Raw genomic sequence first — 19,673 nt, forward strand, 5'->3', positions numbered from 1 at the left:
GTGTGCCCGACCGGCTAAGGTTGTCGGCGGTGGCCAGCCTTCCGTCAACCCCTGCCCGGACTCCGGTCCGGACCTGCATCGGATGCCGGGAGCGGGCCGCCAAGCGCGAGTTGTTGCGTGTCGTCATCGGCACGGGCAGCGACGGCCGACCGGCCGCCGTACCCGACCCCGGTGGCACCGCGGCGGGTCGTGGGGCGCACCTGCATCCCACGACGGCGTGCTACGACCTCGCGGTGCGCAGGCGAGCGTTCTCCCGAGCCCTCCGGGCCGGGGAGGGGCTGGCCGGCACACCGGTGGGGGACTACCTCGCCTCGCACGTACCTGACCAACCGACCGACTGAGACTGGAGCAACAGCTCATGAGCACTCGATGAGTACCTCGCGATGAGCCCGCTGTTCGCAGCACAACCACCAACGGTCTGAGAGTCACCCTGACACGGGTCTCGGGCCAGAAGGAGAAACGTGGCCAAGACCCGAGTCCACGAGCTCGCCAAGGAGTTCGGAGTCGAGAGCAAGTTCGTTCTCGAGAAGTTCAAGGAGATGGGGGAGTTCGTCAAGTCGGCGAGCTCGACCGTCGAGCTGCCCGCCGAGATGCGCTTCCGCAAGGAGTACGGCGAGCAGCTGAAGGCGGCTGCCCCGGCAGCCGCCCCGGCCGACGCGAAGCCCGCGCCCGCCGCGAAGCCGGCCCCTGAGCCGGAGGCCCCGGCGACCGACGGCACCGCGCCGGAGGCCCCCGCCGAGGCGCCGTCCGCGCCGAAGCCCGGCCCCAAGCCGGGTCCGGCCAAGAAGGCGACCCCCGAGCCGCCGGCCGAGGAGCCGCTGGCCGAGGAGCCTCCCGCGGAGCCGGAGGCCCCGGCCGCGGAGGCGACGGCCCCCAGGCCGGCCGCCCCCAAGCCCGGCCCCAAGCCGCCGACCCCGGGCCCGCGCCCGGTCGGTCGCGGCGGTGCGCCGCGCCCCGGCAACAACCCGTTCGCGTCCAGCCAGGGCATGGGCCGCCGTCCGGCGCCCGCGCCCCGTGAGGGTGGGCAGGACGACAGCCGCCCGCCCCGCCCGCCCGCGGGCGGTCGCCCCGGCATGCCGCGGCCCAACCCCGCGATGATGCCCAAGTCCCCGGCCGCGTTCGGCAGCGGTCCCGGCGGTCGTCCCTCCCCGGGCGGTGGCCGCGGCGGTCCCGGCGGTGGCCGGGGTGGCGCCCCGGCCCGTGGTCGTGGCGGTCCCGGCGGTGGTCCCGGTGCCGGCGCCCCCGGTCGCGGCTTCGGCGGTCCTCCGGGACGTGGCCGTCCCGGAGGTCGCGGCCAGACCCAGGGTGCGTTCGGTCGCCCGGGTGGCCCGTCGCGCCGTGGTCGCAAGTCGAAGCGGGCCCGTCGCCAGGAGTTCGAGGCGATGCAGGCCCCGACGATCGGCGGTGTGCGGGTCCGCAAGGGCGACGGCGAGACCGTGCGCCTGGCACGGGGCTCCTCACTGACCGACTTCGCGGAGAAGATCAACGTCGACGCCGCGGCGCTCGTGCAGATGCTGTTCTCGCTCGGCGAGATGGTCACCGCCACCGAGTCGGTCAACGACGAGACGTTCGAGCTGCTCGGCGAGGAGCTCAACTACGTCGTCCAGATCGTCTCCCCGGAGGACGAGGACCGCGAGCTGCTGGAGTCCTTCGACCTCGAGTTCGGCGAGGACGTCGGCGACGAGGACGACCTCGCCGTACGACCCCCCGTCGTCACGGTCATGGGGCACGTCGACCACGGAAAGACCAAGCTGCTCGACGCGCTCCGCAAGGCGAACGTCGTGGCGGACGAGGCCGGTGGCATCACCCAGCACATCGGTGCCTACCAGGTGACGACCGAGGTCGAGGACAACGAGCGGCGGATCACCTTCATCGACACTCCGGGTCACGAGGCGTTCACGGCCATGCGTGCCCGTGGTGCGCAGGCCACCGACATCGCGGTGCTGGTGGTCGCGGCCAACGACGGCGTGATGCCGCAGACGGTCGAGGCGCTCAACCACGCCAAGGCGGCTGAGGTGCCGATCGTGGTCGCGGTCAACAAGATCGACCTCCCCGAGGCCGACGCCACCAAGGTCCGGGGCCAGCTGACCGAGTACGGCCTGGTCCCCGAGGAGTACGGCGGCGACACGATGTTCGTGGACGTCTCGGCCAAGGCCGAGCTCAACCTCGAGTCGCTGCTCGAGGCGATCGTGCTGACGGCGGACGCGTCGCTGGACCTGCGGGCCAATCCCACCCAGGACGCGCAGGGCCTCGTGGTCGAGGCGCACCTCGACCGCGGTCGCGGTCCGGTGGCGACCGTGCTGGTCCAGCGCGGCACGCTGCGGGTCGGCGACTCGCTCGTCGCGGGTCCGGCCTTCGGCCGGGTCCGGGCGATGCTCGACGAGCACGGCGAGAACATCGAGAAGGCCGACCCGTCGCGTCCCGCGATGGTGCTGGGCCTCAACGCCGCGCCGAGCGCCGGGCAGAACTTCATCGTGGTCGACGACGACCGGATGGCCCGACAGATCGCCGAGAAGCGGGAAGCCCGGGAGCGGGCGGCCATGCAGGCCAAGCGGCGGGTGCGCCGTACGCTCGAGGACTTCATGGCCTCGATGGAGAAGGGCGAGAGCCAGGAGCTCAACCTGATCCTGAAGGGCGACGTGTCCGGTTCGGTCGAGGCCCTCGAGGACGCGCTGTCGCAGATCGACGTCGGCGAGGAGGTCAGCCTCCGGGTGATCGACCGCGGCGTCGGCGCGATCACCGAGACCAACGTCGACCTCGCGGCCGCCTCCGACGCGATCATCATCGGGTTCAACGTCCGCCCGCAGGGCAAGGCGACCGAGATGGCCGACAAGGAAGGCGTGGAGATCCGGTACTACACCGTGATCTACCAGGCGATCGAGGAGATCGAGGCCGCGCTCAAGGGCATGCTCAAGCCCGAGTACGAGGAGCAGGTGCTGGGCCAGGCGGAGATCCGCGAGATCTTCCGCTCCTCCCGCACCGGCAACATCGCGGGCTGCATGGTCACCAGCGGCGTGATCCGCCGCAACGCCAAGGTCCGCCTGCTGCGCGACGGCGCGGTCGTCCAGGACAACCTGGACCTGGCCTCGCTGCGGCGCGAGAAGGACGACGTGTCCGAGGTCCGCGAGGGCTTCGAGTGCGGTCTGGTGCTCCGGAACTACCAGGACATCAAGATCGACGACGTCGTCGAAGCCTTCGAGATGCGCGAGATCCCGCGCGACTGACATGTTGAGTTGGGCCTCGCTCGCGTTCACTTGGGCGTGAGTCGAGCGCTCGGTGCGAGCGAGGCCCAACTCAACCGCGAGCCAGGCCCAACTCAACGGAGAAGCAGATGAGCAGCACCAACCCGCGGGTCAGGAAGATCGCCGACCGGATCCGCGTCATCGTCGCCGAGATGCTGGAACGGCGGATCAAGGACCCGCGCCTGGGGTTCGTGACCGTGACCGACGTCCGGGTCACCGGTGACACCCAGCAGGCGACGATCTTCTACACCGTGCTGGGCGAGGAGGCCGACCTCGCGAGCACGGCCGCGGCGCTGGAGTCGGCCAAGGGGCTGCTCCGCTCCGAGGTCGCCAAGCAGCTCGGCATGCGGCACGCCCCCACGCTGGCCTTCGTCCACGACGCGCTCCCCGAGAACGCCCGCCACCTCGACGAGGTGCTGGCGCGGGCGAGGGCGCAGGACGAGGAGGCCGCGGCCCGCCGCGGTACGGCGTACGCCGGCGACGCCGACCCCTACAAGAAGCCCTTCGAGACGCCTCGTCCCTCGGCTCCTCAGGAACCACCCCGCGCCGCCGACCCCGACGAGGACGCGGAGGAGGAGTGACCCCGTCGGGGCTGGTCGTCGTCGACAAGCCCGGCGGCCTCACCTCCCACGGCGTCGTCGCCCGGGTCCGCAGGCTCGCCGGCACCCGGAAGGTCGGCCACGCCGGCACCCTCGATCCCATGGCCACCGGCGTGCTGGTGGTGGGCGTCGGCCGGGCCACCCGGCTGCTCGGCCACCTGATGCTGACCGAGAAGGCGTACGACGCGACGGTCCGGCTCGGGGTCACCACCACGACCGACGACGCCGAGGGCGAGGTGGTCGCCACCGCGGGGACGGCCGGCCTCGACGAGCAGCAGGTCCGTGACGCCTTCGCCGCGTTCACCGGGGAGATCGACCAGGTCCCGAGCGCGGTCTCGGCGATCAAGGTCGGTGGCCGGCGGGCCTACGCGCGGGTGCGTGCCGGGGAGGACGTCGAGCTGGCCCCGCGCCGGGTGACGGTCCACGAGCTCGTCGTCCGGGCGGTCCGCGGCGACGAGGTCGACCTGTCGCTGCGCTGCTCGAGCGGCACCTACGTCCGCGCGATCGCCCGCGACGCGGGCGCGGCCCTCGGGGCCGGCGCCCACCTCACCGCGCTGCGACGTACGGCGGTCGGCCCGTTCACGCTCGACCGGGCGCGGACGATGGAGCAGCTCACCGACGACTTCGCGGTGGTCCCGATCGCCGAGGCCGCCCGGACGTCCTTCCCGGTCCACGACCTCGACGAGGGGCAGTCGGCCGACGTGCGGGTCGGTCGCACGCTCGCCATCGCCCTGCCGGAGCCCGGTCCCGTGGCGCTGTTCGCTCCGGACGGGGAGTTCCTCGCGCTCTACGAGGGCGCCGGTCCCGACCTGGCGCGCGCGGTCGCGGTGTTCACCGGCTGAACGACGGTGCCGGCCGCGTCGATAGGGTCGTGCCGTGCAGGTCTGGCGCTCCCACGACGACGTCCCGGCGGGACTCGGCCCCTCGGTGGTGACGGTCGGCAACTTCGACGGCGTCCACCGTGGCCACCAGGCGGTGCTGTCGCGCGCCCGTGAGGCCGCGGACCGCGAGGGGCTGCGGGTGGTGGCGGTGACCTTCGACCCCCACCCGATGGCCGTGCTGCGCCCCGACCACGCGCCCGCGATGCTGACCGGGATCGAGGAGCGGGCCGAGCTGCTCGCCCGGGCAGGGGTCGACGACGTGCTCGCGCTCCCGTTCTCGCGCGAGATCGCCGCCTGGTCGCCGGTGGAGTTCGTCGACCGGGTGCTCGTGGGCGCCCTGCACGCGGCGGCCGTGGTCGTCGGTGCCAACTTCCGGTTCGGCGCCAAGGCGGCGGGTGACGTCGCGCTGCTCCGCGAGGCCGGTCAGGAGCGCGGCTTCACCGTCGAGGGCGTCCCGCTCGACGGCGGCCCGCAGGTGTGGTCGTCGACCTACGTCCGCACCTGTCTGGCGGAGGGTGACGTCGCCGGCGCCGCGGAGGCGCTGGGCCGGCCGTTCGCGGTGCGCGGCGTCGTCCTCGAGGGCGAGCGTCGCGGGCGCGAGCTCGGATACCCCACCGCCAACGTGCCGCTCGCGGCGGGCCGTGCCGCCCCCGTCGACGGCGTGTACGCCGGGTGGCTGCGGCGCCGCGACAGCGGTGAGCAGTGGCCGGCGGCGATCAGCGTCGGCACCAACCCCACGTTCGAGGGCGAGCGCGAGCGGCGCGTGGAGGCCTACGCCCTGGACCGCGACGACCTCGAGCTCTACGGCGTCGAGGTGGAGGTGGCCTTCGTGGAGCGGCTCCGCGGGATGGTCGCGTTCGACGACGTCGACGAGCTGCTCGCGACGATGGCCGACGACGTGGGCCGCACCCGCTCCGCCCTGGGCGTCTGATGCGGCGTCGGCGCTGGGAGCAGGAGATCGAGCCCTGGTTCGTGCGCCACGGGCTTCCCTACTTCGTGCCCGAGGAGCGGGAACGCGCCCGTCGCTCGCTGCGGCCGCGCACGACCGTGCCGCTGATGGCCCTGGTGGCGCTCGCCGCAGTCGCGGCGGCGTGGGCGCTGACCGAGCTCACCGGGCAGGCGTCGTTCGCGCCGGCGACGCTGACCCTGATCGCGGTGCTGGCCGCTCTCCTGTACGCGGTCACGGCGCTGCGCGCCCGGCCGATCCTGGTGTGGGCCCTGCGCCGGACCCGGGGGAGCCTGCGCCAGCTGCTGCAGATGGTCACCCGGGCGCTGCCGCTGCTGCTGCTCTTCATCACCTTCCTGTTCATCAACGCCGAGGTGTGGCAGCTCTCGGCGACCCTGGACGGCTCCGTGCTGTGGCTGACGCTGCTGCTGTTCGGTGCGATCGCGGTGGGCTTCCTGCTGGTGCGGTTGCCGGAGGAGGTCGACAAGGTCGACGACTTCATCGACGTCGACCTGGTGCGGCGGGCGACCCGGGCGACCCCGATCGAGGAGCCGGTCCGGGCGATCCTCGACGAGCGGGCCGACGAGCTGCCGCTCCAGCGGTACGGCGACGTGCAGGGCTACGAGCGCTGGAACCTGATCCTGGTGCTGCTCGTCACGCAGGCCGCGCAGGTGCTGCTCCTGGCGCTGGCGGTGCTGGGGTTCTTCGTGCTCTTCGGCGCGATCGTGATGGATCCGGAGGTCCAGGCGGCCTGGACGGGCGAGCAGGACGTCGAGGAGCTGCGCAACCTCGGCAACCTGTCGGTCGAGCTGCTCCAGGTCTCGGTGTTCCTGGCGGCGTTCTCGGGGCTCTACTTCGCGGTCGCGGTGATGACCGACGAGACCTACAAGGAGCAGTTCTTCAGCGAGGTGCTCCACGAGCTCGAGCGCGCGGTCGGCGTCCGCGCGGGATACCTCGCACTGCGCGACGCCGACGGGTCGGGGCGCGAGACCACCGCCGACACTGCGGGGTGATCGGCGTCGGGTGAGCGCGGCCCCTGCGTCGCGGTCGGTCACCGGGACGGCCGACGGCGCCGGGAGCGAGGACGCTCCCGGCGCCGCTTCCGGGGGGCGGCCCTCAGTCCGCGTCGAGGTCCTGCTCGACCAGGCCGGCGATCGTGTCGAGCGCGGCCTGGTCGTCGCTCTCGACCTCGACGGTGTCGCCGTTCTTGGCGCCGAGGGTCATGATCATCAGCGAGGAGCTGGCGTCGACACCGTTGATGGTGACGTCGGCACCGAGCTCACCGGCCTTCTCGGCGATGATCGCGGCGGGGCGGGCGTGCAGGCCGACGGCAGAGCCGACGACGACGGACTTGCTGGGCATGGAGGTGCCTTTCCGGTAGGGGTGCGGTGGTCAGACGGTGGCCAGGTCGGTGTCGCGGGCTCCCACGGACTTCAGCGCGATCACGGCCACCGCCCCGACGAGGACGCCGGCGGCGAGCGCGATCAGGAAGCCGATGATGTTGCCCACGGCGAAGAGGACGAAGATCCCGCCGTGCGGCGCCCGCAGCGTGACGTCGAGGGCCATCGCGAGCCCGCCGGTCACCGCGGAGCCGAGCATGATCGACGGGATCACGCGGAGCGGGTCGGCGGCGGCGAACGGGATGGCTCCCTCGGTGATGAACGAGGCGCCCATCGCCCACGCAGCCTTGCCGTTCTCGCGCTCCGGCACGGTGAACAGGTTGGGCCGGACGACGGTCGCCAGGGCGAGCGCCAGGGGCGGCACCATGCCGGCGAGCATCACCGCGGCCATGACCTTCAGCTCGGGCGCGTCGCCCGTCGCGGCGGCCGCGGTGCCGAGCCCGGCGGTCGCGAACGCGTAGGCGACCTTGTTGAGCGGACCGCCCATGTCGAAGGCCATCATCAGGCCGAGGACGACGCCGAGCACGACCGCGAGGCCGGTGTTCTCGCTCATGCTGGTCAGGCCGTCGGTCAGCGCCTCCATCAGGGCGCCGAGCGGCCGGCCGAGCACGACCACCATGATGAAGCCGCTGATCAGGGTCGCCAGCAGCGGGATCACCAGCACCGGCATCAGGCCGCGGGCCCAGGCCGGTACCTTCCAGCCGGAGATCCAGTGGGCCAGCACCCCGGCCAGGACGCCGCCGATGATGCCGCCGAGGAACCCGCTCTGCGGGGTGCCGAAGCCGGCCAGGTCGATGGCCAGCGCGCCCATCGCGAACCCGGGCGCGATGCCGGGCCGGTCGGCGATGGCGTAGGCGATGTAGCCGGCCAGGGCGGGCACCAGGAACTTGAACGCCGTGGCGCCGAGCGCGAAGAAGACGGCCCCCAGGTAGGCGAAGAACCCGCTGCCGAACAGTGCGTGGTCGAGGCCGAGCGCGTCGGGGTCCGGCAGGTTGAACAGCGTGTTGTTGACCAGGATCTCGCCAGCGGGGCCGGTGATCTCGTAGCCGCCGAACAGGAAGCCCAGGGCGATCAGCAGGCCGCCCGCGGCGACGAACGGGATCATGTAGGAGACACCGGTCATCAGCACCCGGCGGATCCGACCGCCCCAGGTCTCCTCGACGGTCTCGCCCTCGGCCGTGCCGCCGGTGCCCTCCACCTTGGGGGCGTTCGGGTCGTCGGCGTAGCGGAGCGCCTCCTCGATCATCGCGTCGGCGTCGTCGATCGGGCGCTTGACCCCGGAGCTGACCACGGGCTTGCCGCCGAACCGGCCCCGGTCCCGGACCCCGACGTCGACGGCGAAGATCACCGCGTCGGCGGCGGCGATGGTGTCGTGGGTGAGCGGCGTCGACCCGGCCGATCCCTGGGTCTCGACCTGGATGTCGACCCCGGCCCGCTCGGCCGCGGCCTCGAGCGCCTCGGCGGCCATGTAGGTGTGGGCGATCCCGGTCGGGCACGCGGTGACCGCGACCAGCCGACGGTGACCCCCGGCCGCGGGGGCCGGCTCGGACGTCCCGGCGGGCGCGGCCGGAGCAGCGGACGCGCCGGCCGCGGCTGCGGGTGCCGCCGCCGGTTCGGGCGTGACCCCCAGCTCGTGGCTGACCAGGCCCACGACGTCCTCGGCGGAGCGGGCGCGCCGGAGCTCGTCGGTGAACGCCGGCTTCACCAGCGCGCGGGCGAGCTTGGTGAGGATCTGCAGGTGGTCGGCGTCCCCACCGGCGGGGGCGGCGATCAGGAAGACCAGGTCGGCCGGCCCGTCCTTGGCGCCGAAGTCGACGCCCGGGTCGAGCCGGGCGAAGGCCAGGGTCGGCTCGTCGACCCCGCTGGTGCGGCAGTGGGGGATGGCGATGCCGCCGGCGAGGCCGGTGGCCGAGGTCTGCTCGCGGGCGAACGCGTCGGTGACGAGCTGGTCGACGTCGGAGGCACGGCCGGCGTCGCCGACGAGCGCGGCGAGCGAACGGATCACGTCGTCCTTGGTCGCGCCGAGTGCGGCGTCGAGGCGCACCAGCGCCGGGGTGATGAGGTCGGACACGGGTCAGTCTCCTTGCGTGAGGTCGAGGTCGGTGACCAGGACCTGGGTGGGGTCCACCTGGTGCGGGTGGGGGATGGTCGTTCCGGGAAGGCCTGCGGCGGCGCTGCCGTAGGCGACGGCGAGGGCCAGCCGGTCGGCCGGCGGCCGCTCCTCGATGGCGGCGAGGAGGTAGCCGAAGAGGCTGGAGTCGCCCGCCCCCACCGTGCTGACCACGGTCGTCGGGGGCGGGGTGGCGTGCCAGGCACGCCCGTCGGTGACGAGGACGGCGCCGTTGCCGCCGAGCGTCACGAGCACGCTCTCGACCCCGCGGTCGACCAGCTCGAGGGCAGCCCGGGCGGCGGCGACCGGTTCCTTCTCGAGGTCGTCGCCGTCGTGGCCGGTCAGCGAGGCCAGCTCGTGGCCGTTGGGCTTCATCAGGTGGGGGGCGCCGTCCTCCAGCCGGTCGACCAGCGCGCGGAGCGGCTCGTCGCTGGTGTCGACCGCCACCCGGGCACCCGTGCTGGCCAGCCCGGCCACCAGGTCGGCGTACCAGCCCACGGGCGCGCCCGGGGGCAGCGAGCCCGCGAGCACGACCCAGTCGCCCTCGCCGGTACGACGCGCGAGGGCGTCGGCCAGCGCGGCCCGGGTCGCGTCGGTCATCGCCGGGCCCGGGCTGTTCAGCTTGGTGGTCGTGCCGTCGGGGTCGCTGATGGTGATGTTGACCCGCAGGTCGCCCGGGTGGTCGACCGGGCGGCAGTCGATGCCGGCCGCCAGCAGCTCGAGCACGAACGGGTCGTCGTGGCTGGGTGCGGGCAGAACGGCCAGCGTCGGGACGCCGGCCGCGACCGAGGCGCGGGAGATGTTGACGCCCTTGCCGCCCGCCTGCGACAGCACCGACGCCGCCCGCTGCACGGCGCCGTGGCGCAGTGGCTCGGTGAGCGTGACGGTCCGGTCGTGGCTCGGGTTGGCGGTCAGCGTGACGATCATGCGACCACGACCTCGAGGCCGGCCTTCTCCAGCGAAGTCCGGTCGGACTCGGAGATGCCGGAGTCGGTGACGAGGACGTCGATGTCACGGAGGGCCGCGAACCGCACCGGGGTCTCGACGCCGATCTTGGAGGAGTCGGCGAGCACGACCGTGCGCCGGGCGCAGGCGACGATCGCCCGCTTGGTCGCCGCCTCGTCGCGGTCGGGCGTCGTGAGCCCGAACTCGGCGCTGAGCCCGTTGGTGGCGACGAAGGCCACGTCGGCGCGCAGCTCGGCCAGGGCGGCCACGGTGTCGGTGCCGACCGCGGCGTGCGTGGTCGGGCGGACGCGTCCGGGGAGCAGGTGCAGGTCGATGTGGGGGAGCCCGGCCAGCCGCGCCGCGATCGGGACGGCGTGGGTGACGACGGAGAGCCGGTGCTCGCGGGGCAGCACGGCGGCCAGGCGGACCGTCGTCGAGCCGGCGTCGATCACCACCACGGACGCGGGCGGGGGCAGCTGGCCCAGCGCCGCCGCGGCGATCGCGTCCTTCGCGCTGATGTTGGACTGGTCGCGCTCCCCGAGCGCGGACTCGATGACCGACAACGAGCTGGAGGGGACCGCGCCCCCGTGCACCCGGCGTACCAGTCCGATACGTTCCAGCGAGGAGAGGTCGCGGCGCACGGTCTCGGTCGTGACCTCGAAGGTGCCGGCGAGGTGCGCGACGGAGAGACGACCCTCCTGGCCGATCAGCTGCGCCATCGCCTGCTGCCGTTCCTCGGCGTACATCCGGACCTCCTCCGGTTTTTGTATCTGTGGTTTTACGCCCGAACGTGTTGACTGTCAAGGGGGTTCCGGGAGTAACTTGTGCGCATGGCCACGACGACCACCCATCCCGAGGCGGGAACCCTCACCGGCACGCCCGTCGTGCCCGGCATCGCTCACGGCCCGGTCCTGCTCGCCCGGACCGAGGTCTCCCAGGCGGCCATCGACGCCTTCGACGGCTCCGACCTGACCGAGGACGCGGCCATCGCGCGCTACGACGACGTCGCCGCGGCCGTGGCCGACGGGTTCGCCGCGAAGGCGGACAAGGCGTCCGGCGCGGCGGCCGAGGTGCTGACCGCCAGCGCGGGACTGGCGCGCGACAAGGGGATGCGCTCGGCCGTGCTCAAGCAGCTGAAGGCGGGGGACGACCTGCTGACGGCCGTCCGGGCCGCCGTCGACTCCTTCGTCACCGTGTTCACCGGCATGGGCGGGCTGATGGCCGAGCGGGTCACGGACCTGCGCGACATCGAGCGGCGGATCGTGGCCCGGGTCGTCGGCGAGCCCGAACCCGGCGTCCCCGCGCCGGAGGAGCCGTGCGTGCTGGTCGCGGCCGACCTGGCACCGGCCGACACCGCGGGGCTCGACCCGGCCCGGGTGCTGGCCCTGGTCACCGAGCGCGGTGGCCCGACCAGTCACACCGCGATCATCGCCCGCCAGCTCGGCATCCCGTGCGTCGTCGGTACGTCGGGGGCGCTCGACGTCCCGTCGGGCAGCCGGCTCCTGGTCGACGGCACGACCGGCGTCGTCGAGGTCGACCCCGACGAGGACGAGGCGGCGCGCCGGGTGGCCGCCGACCGCGAGGAGCGCGCCGCGCTGGACGCGTGGTCCGGCCCGGGGCTGACCGCCGACGGCAAGCCCATCCGGATCCTCGCCAACGTCGCCGACGGCGAGTCGGCGCGGTCCGCGGTCGAGGCGGCTCCGGTCGAGGGGGTCGGGCTGTTCCGGACCGAGCTCAGCTTCCTCAACCGCAAGGACGAGCCGACGGTCGACGAGCAGGCCGAGATCTACGGGCAGGTGCTGGGTGCCTTCCGGGGGAAGGGCCCGGGCGACCGGGACCGCTACGTCGTCGTCCGGACCCTCGACGCCGGCTCCGACAAGCCACTCGCCTTCGCCAACATGCTGGAGGAGGAGAACCCCGCCCTCGGCGTCCGCGGACTGCGTCTCTCCTTCGACAACCCGGGGCTCATGGAGCGCCAGCTCGACGCCGTCGCCAAGGCGGCCGACGACGCCGGCACCGAGACCTGGGTGATGGCGCCGATGGTCGCGACCGTGGCCGAGGCGACCGAGTTCGCCGAGGCGGTCCACGGCCGGGGGCTCAAGGCGGGCGTGATGATCGAGGTCCCGAGCGCGGCCCTGCTGGCCCACCGGATGCTGGAGGTCGTCGACTTCCTCTCCATCGGCACCAACGACCTGACGCAGTACACGATGGCCGCCGACCGGATGGCCACCGACCTCGCCCACCTCACCGACGCCTGGCAACCCGCGGTGCTCCAGCTGATCGCGATCACGGCCGAGGCGGGGCGGCAGGCCGGCAAGTCGGTCGGCGTCTGCGGCGAGGCTGCCGCCGACCCGCTGCTCGCGTGCGCGCTGGTCGGCATGGGCATCACCTCGCTGTCCATGGCGGCAGCCGCCGTACGCCCGGTCGGGGCGCGGCTGTCGGCCGTCAGCTCCGGGCAGTGCGAGGAGGCCGCCGAGGCCGCCCTCGCCGCCAGCGACCCGATGGCCGCGCGTGAGGCGGTACGTGAGGTGCTCACCGGAGGTTGAGGTGCGAGCGCAGCGAGCCTCGAAACCTCGGAGGCGCAGGCTTGGCGCCCGCTGGTCACCGCCCTGCAGTCCTCACCGGGTTTCACGGCTCGCACCTCAACCTCCCGGTCGCCAACCCTGCCGCGTCAGGGTTCGACCGTGACCTTGATCGCCTCGCCCCGGGCGACGATGTCGAAGACGGACATCACGTCGTCGAGGGGGACGTGGCGGGTGATCAGGTCCTTGACGGGGACCTGGCCGGTGGAGAGGTACTCCAGGGCCCGCTTGTTGTGGTCGGGGGAGGACCCGTTGGCGCCGTGGACGTGCAGCTGGCGGTAGTGGATCAGGTTGGAGTCCGCCTTGATGAACGGGTCGTTCTTGGGCAGGCCGCCGAAGAAGGAGATCCGGCCCTGACGGGCGGCCATCGAGATCGCCTGCTCCTGGGTGACGTTGGCCGGCGTCGCGGTGATCACCACGTCGGCCCCCCGCCCGCCGGTCAGCTCCATGACCTTCTCCACCACGTCGACCTCCGAGGCGTTGATCACGTGGTCGGGCTGGACGGCGTCCGCCGACATCTGCAGCCGCTCGTTGTTGATGTCGACCAGGACCACCGTGCCGACCCGGTGGACGCCACGGGCGATCCGGATGTGCATGCAGCCGATCGGGCCGGCGCCGAAGACGACCGTGAAGTCGCCCTCCTCGATGCCGAGCTGCTCCTGGGCGTTGATCGCGCACGCGAACGGCTCGGCCGCCGAGGCCTCGTCGAACCCGACGTTGTCGGGGATCCGGTTCAGGCCGTCGACCTTGAGCACCTGCTCGGGCACGACCATGAACTCGGCGAACCCGCCGTCGTACTGGTAGCCCACCGAGGTCTGGTTCTGGCACACCTCCATCCAGCCCTTGCGGCACTCGTGGCACTCGCCGCACGGTACGGCGGCGATGCACTGCACCCGGTCACCGACCGCGAAGCCCCCGCGCGCCTCGGCGCCGACCTCCACCACCTCGCCGGCCACCTCGTGGCCGAGCGTGGTCTCGCCGGTGATGTTGACGTGGCCGTTCTTCTTGATCTTCACGTCGGTGCCGCAGGTGGAGCAGTTGCGCACCCTGATCTTCACCTCGCGCGGGCCGCACGCGGGCTCGGGCACGTCCTCGAGCCGCACGTCCTCGGGGGCGTAGAAGCGCAGTGCCTTCATGGTTCTCCTCTGGTCGCAGGGCCCGCGCCTCGGGCCGGCAGCGGGAAGGGGTGGGGACGAGCTGTCCGACCTCACCGTACGGGCAAACCCGCGCACAAATCCACATGGACGGGCACAAATATGTGCCCGAGTGCTTGGCAACGTGCCCGGTTGCGTGGTTCACTGATGATCTGATGTGACCGGGCTCACGACCCGGTCGTGGCAACTGGAGGAGTGACATGGCCAGCATCACCACGGAGGACGCAGGAACCCGGGTCGGGGCACGGGTCCGCGTCCAGCAGTTCGGCACGTTCCTGTCCAACATGATCATGCCGAACATCGGCGCGATCATCGCCTGGGGCTTGATCACGGCGTTCTTCATCGAGGTCGGGTGGACGCCCCACCCCAAGATCGCGCTGATGGTCGAGCCGATGATCTTCTACCTGCTGCCCCTCATGATCGCCTACACGGGCGGGCGGATCGTCTACGAGACCCGCGGCGGCGTCGTCGGCGCCACCGCCACGATCGGCGTGATCGTCGCGACCTACTTCCCGGAGTTCGTGGGAGACCAGGGCGGGTCGCCGATGTTCCTCGGCGCCATGATCATGGGCCCGCTGACGGCGTACGCCATGAAGCGCGTCGACGCGCTCTGGGCCGGCAAGATCAAGCCCGGCTTCGAGATGCTCGTCGACAACTTCTCGGCCGGCATCCTCGCCGGCCTGATGGCGATCTTCGGCATGTTCGCGCTGGCCCCGGTGCTGCGCCAGGTGATCGCCTGGCTCGGCGACGCGGTCAGCTTCCTCGTCGACAACGGCATCCTGCCCCTCACCTCGCTGTTCATCGAGCCGGCGAAGGTGATGTTCCTGAACAACGCGATCAACCACGGCGTCCTGACACCACTCGGGATCGACGAGGCGGCCGAGACCGGCAAGTCGGTGCTGTTCCTGCTCGAGGCCAACCCCGGTCCCGGTCTGGGCCTGCTGCTGGCGTACAGCGTCTTCGGGCGGGGGATGGCGAAGGCCTCCGCGCCCGGCGCCGCGATCATCCAGTTCTTCGGCGGCATCCACGAGGTCTACTTCCCGTTCGTGCTGATGAAGCCGAAGATGATCCTGGCGACCATCGCCGGCGGCATGACCGGGATCTTCCTGTTCGTGCTCTTCGACATCGGCCTGCGGGCCCCGGCTGCTCCCGGCTCGATCTTCGCGGTCTACGCGCAGACTCCGGGCGGCGACTTCCTCGGCGTCACGATCGGTGTCTTCGGCGCGGCCGCGGCCTCGTTCCTGGTGGCCAGCCTGCTGCTCAAGACCGACCGGAGCGAGGACGGCGACCTCACCGCGGCCACCTCCCAGATGGAGTCGATGAAGGGCAAGAAGTCGATCGCCAGCTCGACCCTGACCGCTTCGGGCGTCCCGGACGCGATCCACAAGATCGTCTTCGCCTGCGACGCCGGGATGGGCTCGTCCGCGATGGGTGCGTCGGTGCTGCGGAAGAAGATCCAGTCCGCCGGCCACGACGACGTCACCGTGGTCAACAAGTCGATCGCGAACCTCTCCGACGAGTGGGACCTGGTGATCACCCACCAGGACCTGACCGAGCGCGCCCGCCAGCGCACCGGCTCGGCGGTCCACGTCTCGGTCGACAACTTCATGGGAAGCCCGAAGTACGACGAGATCGTCGAGCTGCTCGACCAGACCAACCGAGGTGGGGGCGGCGGCGCGGCTGCGGCCACCCCGGCCGAGGCGGCCGCCGGTGGACCGGCCCAGGTGCTGGAGGTCGACTCGGTGGTGCTGGCCGGTCGCGCCGGCTCCCGCGACGACGCGATCAGCGAGGCCGGTGCCCTGCTGGTCGCCGCGGGGGCGGTCGAGCAGTCCTACGTCGACGCGATGCACGAGCGCGAGCGCTCGGTGTCGACGCACATGGGCAACCTGCTCGCGATCCCGCACGGCACCAACGAGTCCAAGTCGGCGATCCGGCGTACGGCGATCTCCTTCGTCCGCTACCCCGAGCCGGTCGACTGGAACGGCAAGCCGGCCGAGTTCGTGATCGGCATCGCCGGTGCCGGTGACGACCACCTGGCGCTGCTGTCGCGGATCGCCGAGGTGTTCACCGACGACGAGCAGGTCGCACGACTCAGGTCCGCCACCACTCCCGAGGAGGTGCAGGCGGTCCTCGAGGGGGTCCGTGCCTGACGGATCGCAGACGGCGTCCGGCGCCGGGGTGGCTTGGAGGGAGCCGCTTCGGCGCCGTACGTCGTGTCCGGGGTCGTGCGGTCAGACCGCCCGGCGCCGGCAGAACTCGCGGAGCGGTCCCTCCGGGACCACCTCGACCAGCTCGCGGTAGCGCGCTGCGGCCTCTTCGCGCCGACCGGCGCGGTGGGCCAGGTCGGCGAGGGCGAGCCCTGCGTCGCGGGCCGCGTAGGCGGGGCCGTCGGCCACCAGCGCCTCGAGCCGGGCCTCGACGTCACCGAGGTCGGCGCCGTCCCTGAGCCCGCGGCGACCGGCGACGACCAGCCGGCCCACCTCGACGGCGGGGGAGGGCCAGGCCTCGACCAGGGCGTCGTAGAGCAGGGTCAGCCGGTCCCAGTCGGTGCGGGCCGCGTTCGGCGCGGCAGCGTGGACACCGGAGATCGCGGCCTCGAGCACGAACCGGCCGGGCGGAGACGGGGACAGCCCGGCCGCGCGCGAGGCGTCGTCGAGGCCGGCGGTCAGCAGCGCGGGGTCCCACGCCGTGCGGTCGACCTCGTCGATCGGGAGGGCCACGCCGTCCCGCACCCGGCCCGGCCGTCGGGCGAGGGCCAGCCGGCAGACCGCCCGCAGCCCGACCGCCTCGGCACAGTCGGGGTGCTCGGCGACCAGGGCCTCGGCGAGATTGAGCGCATCACGCGCCGGGTCGTCGGCCGGGTCCGCGGGAGCGACGACGTCGCGCTGGCCGACGGTCAGCAGCCCGGCCACGCAGGCCAGCACGACCGGGAGCCGCTGGCGCCGGGCGGGACCGGTGGGGACCACGAACTCTCCGCGTGCGCGGGCGAGCGCGCCCTTGGCCCGGGTCAGGCGGGCGGCAGCGGTCGCCTCGGCGATGCCGAGGTGGCTCGCGATCCGCCGGGTGTCCAGGCCGAGCACCACGCGCATCGCGAGCACCAGCTGGGCGCCCGGGGCGAGCGCCTCGTCGCACGCGACGAAGAGCAGCGCGAGCCGGTCGTCGAGGTCGTCCCCGGGGGTGTGTTCGCTCTCCATGGCGGTGGGGTCGGGTCCGTGGCCCGCCGCGAGGTCGGGCAGCAGCCGGTCGAAGCGCTGCTGCCGCCGGACGTCGTCGAGCCACGCCCGCCGACCGACCTGGACGCACCACGCGGCGAGGTCGTCGACCTCACCGGGTGGCCGTCCGGCGGCGCGGGCGAACGCCTCGGCGGCGTACTCCTCACCGAGGTCGAGGCTGCGGGTGGCGACGGCGAGCGCCCGCACCACCTGCGGCCAGGCGGCGCGGAACGCCCGCTCGACGTCGTGGTGCGGGCCGTCGGTCACTCGAAGGGATGCACCTTGCGCATCTCGATCACGTGGCCGGTGGGCACCTGCACGGCGAGCTTCCGGGCGACGTCCTCGTCGCACTCCACGGCGTAGAAGCCGGTGATCACCTCGCTGCTGTCGGGCAGCGGGGCGTCGCTCCAGACGTCGTCGGCACCGTCCTTGCCGGGCGTCACGGTGCCGCCGTACTTGTGGTTCTGCAGCGCGTAGCTGCTCACGATCTTGCCGCCGAGCTCCTCGACGGCGGACATGAAGCGGCCGTGGGCCGCCATCTCCTGGTCGAGGTCGGGCCGGAAGTCGGCCGACAGGTTCTCGGGGAGGTAGCGGTCGGAGTCCCAGTCGGGCTCGCGGATCAGGAACACCCAGGTGTCGGTCATGTCGTCACTCCTCGTGTGGTTGCGGGACATGTCCCTGACGAACGGCAGCGGCGCGACTCGACAGCCGCCACGGACTTTTCCTTCCCGGGCCAAGGTACGCCGCCCCGCGCGCGGCTGTCGCGGGTCAGACGCCGAGCCACGCCAGCACCGCGCGGACCCGGCGGTGGTCGTCGTCGGCGAGGGGGAGGTCGAGCTTGCTGAAGATGCTGTTGATGTGCTTGGCGACCGCCTTCTCGGTGACGTGGAGGGCGGCGGCGATGGCGCCGTTGGACCGGCCCTCGGCCATCAGCGCCAGCACCTCGCGCTCGCGGGCCGTCAGGCGTTCCAGCGGCTGCTCGCGCTGCTTGGCCATGACAGCCGCCACCACCTCGGGGTCGAGCACCGTGGCGCCGGCCGCCACCCGCCGGACGCCGTCGACGAACTCCGCCACGTCGGAGACCCGGTCCTTGAGGAGGTACCCGACCGCTCCCTCGCCGCTGGCGAGCAGCTCGCGGGCGTAGAGGTGCTCGACGAACTGCGACAGCACCATCACCGGGAACCCCGGTCGGGCCTCCCGCACCGCGATGGCGGCGCGCAGTCCCTCGTCGGTGTGGGTCGGCGGCAGCCGCACGTCGAGCACGGCCGCCTCGGCCGCGGGGTCCTGCAGCACCCGTTCGAGCTCGGGCAGGTTGTCGACCGCGGCCAGGACGGTGAAGCCGGAGAGCTCGAGCAGCTGGATCAGGCCGGCCCTGAGGAGGGCGTGGTCCTCGGCGAGGACAAGTCGCACGGAACCTCCAGGGTGACGATCGTGGGCCCCCTCTCGGGGCTCGACACCCTCATCGTGCCGTCAAACGCGGACAGCCGCCGCATGACGCCCCGCATCCCGGTCCCCGAGCCGGGGTCGGCGCCGCCACGTCCGTCGTCGCCAACGGTCACCCGGAGGACCCCCGACTCGTGCACCACCGTGATCCACGCGTGGTCGGCGTCGGCGTGCTTCCCGATGTTGGCCAGGCACTCGGCGACCGCGAAGTAGGCGGCGGACTCGACCGGTGCGGGCGGTCGGCCCGGGAGGCTGACGTCGACCGAGACCGGGATCGCCATGTCGATCGCCAAGGCCTCGACGGCGCCACCGAGGCCGCGGTCGGCCAGCACCGGCGGGTGGATGCCGCGGACGACCGACCGCAGCTCCCCGAGCGCGGCCGTGCTGGTCGACCGCGCCTCCGCGATCATCCGGTGGGCGGCCTCCGGGTCGCTCTCCATCAGGCTCTCCGCGAGGCCGAGGTTCATCGACATCGCGACCAGCCGGGCCTGGGTGCCGTCGTGGAGGTCCCGCTCGATCCGGCGCAGCTCCGCCGCCGAGTGGTCCACCGCGTCGGCCCGGGTCTCGGTCAGCCGCTGCACCCGCTGCTCGAGGACCTCGGTGTGCCCGTAGGAGAGCATCCACCGGTCCAGCGAGGCGCGGGCACGCATGATCGGCTCGATCCCGTACCACCAGAACAGCCCCGTCACGACCAGCAGGAGCAGCAGCACCGCGATCAGCGAGACCGCGAAGCCGAGCGTGCACGAGACCACCAGCCAGCCGAGGTCTCGCCAGGTCATGGGGTCCAGCGCCCATCCGGTCACCCGGCCGACGCCGCCGGCCTCGGTGCGGCGGTACTGGTCGGGGATCGGCGTGCCGAGGACGTCGGCCGCCATCCGCCGGTGCTCGTCGGCGATCCAGCGACAGCTCGGGACCGCCACCAGCAGGAGGAGCACGCCGACCACGACGATGGCCAGCACCCCGCCGACGACCAGGAAGATGAGGACCAGGAGCGACGGCACCCAGAGCGCCAGCTGCCAGGCGGCGTACGACGTCAGCCGGAGCCGGCCGGGTGGGCGCCGTACCGCGGTGGTCATGGCTCGATTCTCGCCGATGACCTCGCGTCGGACAGTGGTGCTGGGTCCACCCCGGTCAGGGACCTGACGCCCCTGACCTGTGG

At 72.8% G+C, this 19,673-nt stretch carries 17 protein-coding genes; 8 read left to right on the plus strand and 9 right to left on the minus strand.

Annotation, left to right across the window (positions count from 1 at the left end):
• Window positions 1-29 precede the first annotated feature (29 nt).
• The 6 genes from ACQ1X7_RS15150 (at window position 30) to ACQ1X7_RS15175 (ending at window position 6,681) form a co-directional block, all read left to right on the plus strand.
• Complete coding sequence (locus tag ACQ1X7_RS15150; RefSeq protein WP_432479047.1) at window positions 30-341, plus strand: YlxR family protein; 312 nt, start codon at window positions 30-32, stop codon at window positions 339-341.
• A gap of 120 nt (window positions 342-461) precedes the next feature.
• Window positions 462-3,224 carry a translation initiation factor IF-2 gene (gene infB / locus ACQ1X7_RS15155; protein ID WP_432479048.1) on the plus strand — a complete coding sequence of 921 codons (2,763 nt, stop codon included), beginning with the start codon at window positions 462-464 and terminating at the stop codon, window positions 3,222-3,224.
• A 107-nt stretch (window positions 3,225-3,331) separates the two neighbouring features.
• Window positions 3,332-3,823, plus strand: coding sequence for a 30S ribosome-binding factor RbfA (gene rbfA, locus ACQ1X7_RS15160; protein WP_432479049.1), 492 nt, complete (start codon window positions 3,332-3,334; stop codon window positions 3,821-3,823).
• A complete protein-coding gene (gene truB, locus ACQ1X7_RS15165) occupies window positions 3,820-4,683 on the plus strand; it encodes a tRNA pseudouridine(55) synthase TruB (RefSeq protein WP_432479050.1) in 864 nt (287 codons plus the stop codon). Before rbfA ends, truB begins: the two co-directional genes overlap by 4 nt.
• Before the next feature lie 34 nt (window positions 4,684-4,717).
• Window positions 4,718-5,653, plus strand: a complete 936-nt coding sequence (locus ACQ1X7_RS15170; protein WP_432479051.1) for a bifunctional riboflavin kinase/FAD synthetase — start codon at window positions 4,718-4,720, stop codon at window positions 5,651-5,653.
• Entirely contained in the window at window positions 5,653-6,681 is a 1,029-nt protein-coding gene (locus tag ACQ1X7_RS15175; RefSeq protein WP_432479052.1) for a hypothetical protein, read from the plus strand. Before ACQ1X7_RS15170 ends, ACQ1X7_RS15175 begins: the two co-directional genes overlap by 1 nt.
• A 103-nt stretch (window positions 6,682-6,784) precedes the next feature.
• On the opposite strand, the gene ACQ1X7_RS15180 is transcribed toward ACQ1X7_RS15175, so the two are convergent.
• From ACQ1X7_RS15180 to ACQ1X7_RS15195, 4 genes are read right to left on the minus strand one after another with little or no spacing between them, the layout of a single operon-like run.
• Window positions 6,785-7,030 (minus strand): HPr family phosphocarrier protein, encoded by a 246-nt coding sequence (locus tag ACQ1X7_RS15180; RefSeq protein WP_432479053.1) that lies wholly within the window; start codon window positions 7,028-7,030, stop codon window positions 6,785-6,787.
• 30 nt (window positions 7,031-7,060) lie between these two features.
• Window positions 7,061-9,139: a PTS fructose transporter subunit IIABC gene (locus ACQ1X7_RS15185; protein WP_432479054.1), complete on the minus strand. Its 2,079-nt coding sequence runs from the start codon at window positions 9,137-9,139 to the stop codon at window positions 7,061-7,063.
• A 3-nt stretch (window positions 9,140-9,142) separates the two neighbouring features.
• Window positions 9,143-10,105, minus strand: a complete 963-nt coding sequence (locus tag ACQ1X7_RS15190) for a 1-phosphofructokinase family hexose kinase (protein WP_432479055.1) — start codon at window positions 10,103-10,105, stop codon at window positions 9,143-9,145.
• The gene (locus tag ACQ1X7_RS15195; RefSeq protein WP_432479056.1) at window positions 10,102-10,869 is read right to left on the minus strand and encodes a DeoR/GlpR family DNA-binding transcription regulator; all 768 of its coding nucleotides are present in this window, start codon (window positions 10,867-10,869) and stop codon (window positions 10,102-10,104) included. The genes ACQ1X7_RS15190 and ACQ1X7_RS15195 overlap by 4 nt, the downstream gene beginning before the upstream one ends.
• Before the next feature lie 84 nt (window positions 10,870-10,953).
• Here ACQ1X7_RS15195 and ptsP point away from each other — a divergent pair, with 84 nt between their 5' ends.
• On the plus strand, window positions 10,954-12,669 hold the full coding sequence (gene ptsP / locus ACQ1X7_RS15200) for a phosphoenolpyruvate--protein phosphotransferase (protein WP_432479057.1): 1,716 nt from the start codon (window positions 10,954-10,956) through the stop codon (window positions 12,667-12,669).
• Between the two features lie 125 nt (window positions 12,670-12,794).
• On the opposite strand, the gene ACQ1X7_RS15205 is transcribed toward ptsP, so the two are convergent.
• Window positions 12,795-13,841, minus strand: coding sequence for a zinc-dependent dehydrogenase (locus ACQ1X7_RS15205; RefSeq protein WP_432479058.1), 1,047 nt, complete (start codon window positions 13,839-13,841; stop codon window positions 12,795-12,797).
• 218 nt (window positions 13,842-14,059) lie between these two features.
• On the opposite strand from ACQ1X7_RS15205, the gene ACQ1X7_RS15210 reads away from it, so the two are divergent.
• Window positions 14,060-16,009: a PTS mannitol transporter subunit IICBA gene (locus ACQ1X7_RS15210; protein ID WP_432479059.1), complete on the plus strand. Its 1,950-nt coding sequence runs from the start codon at window positions 14,060-14,062 to the stop codon at window positions 16,007-16,009.
• 81 nt (window positions 16,010-16,090) lie between these two features.
• On the opposite strand, the gene ACQ1X7_RS15215 is transcribed toward ACQ1X7_RS15210, so the two are convergent.
• The 4 genes from ACQ1X7_RS15215 to ACQ1X7_RS15230 all read right to left on the minus strand — a co-directional run bounded on the left by ACQ1X7_RS15215 (window position 16,091) and on the right by ACQ1X7_RS15230 (window position 19,590).
• The gene (locus ACQ1X7_RS15215) at window positions 16,091-17,338 is read right to left on the minus strand and encodes a DUF6596 domain-containing protein (RefSeq protein ID WP_432479060.1); all 1,248 of its coding nucleotides are present in this window, start codon (window positions 17,336-17,338) and stop codon (window positions 16,091-16,093) included.
• Complete coding sequence (locus ACQ1X7_RS15220) at window positions 17,335-17,715, minus strand: hypothetical protein (RefSeq protein WP_432479061.1); 381 nt, start codon at window positions 17,713-17,715, stop codon at window positions 17,335-17,337. Before ACQ1X7_RS15220 ends, ACQ1X7_RS15215 begins: the two co-directional genes overlap by 4 nt.
• A gap of 124 nt (window positions 17,716-17,839) precedes the next feature.
• Window positions 17,840-18,481, minus strand: a complete 642-nt coding sequence (locus ACQ1X7_RS15225) for a response regulator transcription factor (protein ID WP_432479062.1) — start codon at window positions 18,479-18,481, stop codon at window positions 17,840-17,842.
• The gene (locus tag ACQ1X7_RS15230) at window positions 18,433-19,590 is read right to left on the minus strand and encodes a sensor domain-containing protein (protein ID WP_432479063.1); all 1,158 of its coding nucleotides are present in this window, start codon (window positions 19,588-19,590) and stop codon (window positions 18,433-18,435) included. The genes ACQ1X7_RS15225 and ACQ1X7_RS15230 overlap by 49 nt, the downstream gene beginning before the upstream one ends.
• Window positions 19,591-19,673: the final 83 nt, after the last annotated feature.

The organism is Nocardioides sp. GXQ0305 (assembly GCF_050880345.1).
Classification (GTDB): domain Bacteria; phylum Actinomycetota; class Actinomycetes; order Propionibacteriales; family Nocardioidaceae; genus Nocardioides.